The following is a 3,675-nucleotide window of genomic DNA, read 5'->3' on the forward strand; positions in this document are numbered from 1 at the left end:
TTTCCCTCTGCTCTCATAGAGCTATAATGGTTGTCAATGGTATCAGCGTTAATGATGAGATTGCCACTAGATTGTATCATCCCCGAAACAGTTGGTTTATGAGAAAACCCTTGTGTGACAGTCTTTTCTGTCATGTGTGACCAATTTTCGTTTGGGGATAAGAACCCCCACCTATTACCATTCCATACAAACTCTTCTATGTCTCCTTTTCGAGCATTATGTTTCCAAGTAAATGCCTTATAAACTGTCCCATCTTTTAAAGTTGCCGTGCCATAGGTTCCTTCTTTGTTATTCCAAAGTTGTTGCTCAAATATAAAGTGTTTTGGACCTACTGCCCCATGCTTTCTCTTAGAAAGTTTTCCTTTTCCCCAACGATCCCAGTCCATATCATGATATAAAGGCCTACCATCAAGAAAATTATATTTGTCTGGTCTTTGGAAAGAAATATCGCTATATTCCGTTTTTTCTGTGATGACAGGCGTGCTATCGGCTTCGTTTTTCAGGGTTTTGGTTTGGATATTTAAGTTTCCACCAGCTTGAATAAAGCCTGCTTTATTGACAAGCGAAAGGCTTTTTCCGCTGCCATCTGCATTGGTGAAAGATAAATCACCCTCTGCCATTATGGCACCAAAATCATTGAGCAAAGTCCCATCAACTTGTAAAGCACCATTGCCCTTCACATAAATTAAGCCCGTTTTGTTGTTGGTCACATTGCCCGTCACGCTGAAGACTAAATCCTGCCCTGCTGCCAATTGACCGCTATTTCCAAGCTCCCCCGTTTTGATCACGAAATCTCGCGCCGCTAAAACAGAAGTTGCCTTATCCACCATAACGCTTGGAGCAATAAAGAGAATATCTCCAGTCCCCCCCTCATCTGTCACGGCTTGGAGCCGCGCATTGTGAATATCAAGGGCATTGGTGCTTTGAAAGTCTAAACCACCATAAGTCAATTCGCTGCCCGAGACATCAATATGATCTGCAATTAAATACAGCGTTTGCGGCGTGTAAATATGAGAACGATTATTGCTTAAATCGAGAGTGTTTGCCGTCAATCTCACATCCCCCTCAGCAGACAGCATATTCTCAACACTGATCCCTCCTGATACCGATGTCAATGTGGCTGTGCCGTAGCCAATGACCTGATCATAATAGATGTCGTTGCCTGCAAAAATTTCAATATTGCCACCACTGGCAATCTGACCAACCTTCACCCCTTCTTTTGCTGTAATCAAAAGAAAGCCCTTTTCATCTAAAACAAGATCCCCTGAACCGCCCGTAGAAACGACACCTGTCATCAGTGTGCCAGCATCAAGGCTGCCAACCTTTAAAACAGCTTCTTCACCCGTCATCAGCGAAGAAAAGTCAACCGCCCCACCCTCAATATTTGCCTTGCCATGAGCTAAAAGTTGCCCAAAATGAACGGGAGCATTTGTTTCTGGTTGTGCTTGAATGGCAACATTTTGATGCGACAGAATTGTTTCAGAAACAGAAAGCCCGTTATGAGAAACCAGGGTGATATCTCCTGCCCCATAAACACTTTCAGCGACAATCGCACCTTGACTGCTCTGGAGATCAACATCCCCTTGGGTGCCAAGAACAACAACACCAGAAGCACCCGTTGCCGCCATATCAACCCCACCGGCTAAAAACTGCGCCTTTATATCACCACCGGCATGTGCCCTGAGGTTCCCTTGCGCTAAAACAATCCCCTCAAGCTTCAAGTCTCCGCCCGATTCAAGAGCCATATCAGCGCCTGACCCTAGCCCTGAAACTTGAAGTGTCTGGCGCGAAGACAGCTCCATATTGCCCCCAGAGGTTGCCTTGCCTGCAATCGATAAAAGCCCATCCTGCGCCTCTATCTTCAAATGACCTTCAGCGCCAACCGTTTCTAACATCACATCCTTATGGGCGGCAATATCAATATGCTTTTTCGAGGTGATGTGTTTTGCCAATACGCTCTGGCTTTTCGATTTGAGGACAACACCCCCATGACCAAAAACATTCTTCAACGAGATTTTCCCGTCAGCAGAAAGATGCAACTGCCCCGCATTGGCTGCCATATCATGGCGCATACGAACCCCTACACCTTTTTCTGTCGCCACAAGTTTTATTCTGTCCGCCTGTAGAGCCCCCAAAGCAGAACCATCTATCGCATATTCCGGTTTACCAGTAATATCGGTTAGTTCTTTCATTTCCCGTGAAGCATAATCAAAGTGACCCGTCCCTGCTGTCACTCCAATTTCTCTGCCCGCAACAGCTCCTTCAAAATGCACCGTGCGTGAGACAATATCGACAATATCAACAGCCCCTTGACCAGAGAAAAAATTGGCTCCCTTTGCACCAAAGGTAATATCCCCACCTCGCACCTCAAAGCCTTTCAAAAAACCGCTCGCATCAATTTCGGGTACACCTGTAGTTAAAGTCGCATGGGGTGTATTGATAAAGCCACAACCATCACAGCTTATCCCATTGGGATTGGCTATAATCACATCGGCTGGGCTCCCAAAAACCTCTCCTGGACCATGAAGCGCACTGCGCTTGCTGCTGGTCACTTCATTTAAAATCACTTTCGCTGAACCCGTGAGGCGCAAATGCGGATTGCCCGGCATAATGCCCCCCAACTGCGATTGCCCCACTTCTTGCGCATGATTGTTCCAAATCACACCTGGATTGCCAATATTAAAATCATCATATTTATTGTGTGATAAGCCCTTGCCATTGGGGGTAACAATATCAATCGAGGGAACCCCATTGGGCGCTGCCACTATATCTGGGCGATTGGCGGCATGAGCGTTAGGATCCACAGTAATTTGCGCCTGTAACGCTGAAGGTGCGAATAAACAAGAAAAACCAAGTCCCCCAAATAAAACCTTTTTGAGCATCGTACTGGAGACCAAAACACCTAATAAAGCTGCTCTTTCTGCTCTCTTCTCATATCTCATACGTTAACTCCCCAATAAAAAATGCTTAAAGTTCCATTGTTAATGTCATAAAAAATGTTCCTGATTTTTTGTGCTTAACTGTGCTCCAAAAAATACTGGAATAACTAGCATCGAGAGAGACCATGCCTCCCGCAAGCTTGACACCTGCTGTCCAACCGGCAAGCTGATCACTCTTAATCCCATACAAGGGTTGTGCAAAAACACGCCCATAATCCAAACCAACATAAGGGCGAAGTTCTCCAAAAACCTTTTTGAAGGTCGCGTGATTGCTCCACGGAATGGTGCGTAACAACAAATCATTCCGGCTAAAAAAACCGTTATTGCCAAAAAGCAAACTCTCACGCGTGCCACGAACATTGGAAGCACCCCCCAACGAAATCTGCTCAGCACCCAATAAATTATGCGGTGAATATTGACCACTCAAAAGATTGCTCAGTATAAAGTCCAAGCCCCCTACCTTAAAAGGCGTCATGACACTAAGCGTACCGGTAAATTTGGCAAATTGTGGCTCCGCATCCCCTGCCCCTGGATCGTGCTTCTTGACAGAATGAAACAAAGGGAGCCCTTGCAAATAACTCACATCAAAGGTCCAAGTTCCACCCAGCATCTGGCGCGAATGCGAAATCCCAAAATTGGCTACGCTATATTGACGGCTACCCACTTCAATCTTATTGCCAAGAAGGTAATTGTTGGTTCTTTTATAAGAAAGACCTAAATTCAAGGTTGTAAGGGA

The 3,675-nt window shown here is 45.5% G+C and carries 2 protein-coding genes; both read right to left on the minus strand.

Features of this window, described 5'->3' with window-relative positions; genetic code table 11:
- Positions 1-2,942 (minus strand): filamentous hemagglutinin N-terminal domain-containing protein (locus tag ACFIKG_RS08795; RefSeq protein WP_375652145.1); only part of this gene is annotated, 2,942 nt, incomplete at its 3' end.
- A gap of 25 nt (positions 2,943-2,967) precedes the next feature.
- On the minus strand, positions 2,968-3,675 hold a 708-nt coding region (locus ACFIKG_RS08800), incomplete at its 5' end, for a ShlB/FhaC/HecB family hemolysin secretion/activation protein (protein WP_375652146.1).

The sequence above is a fragment of the Bartonella sp. LB28NMGDW genome, assembly GCF_042194435.1.
Classification (GTDB): Bacteria; Pseudomonadota; Alphaproteobacteria; order Rhizobiales; family Rhizobiaceae; genus Bartonella; species Bartonella grahamii.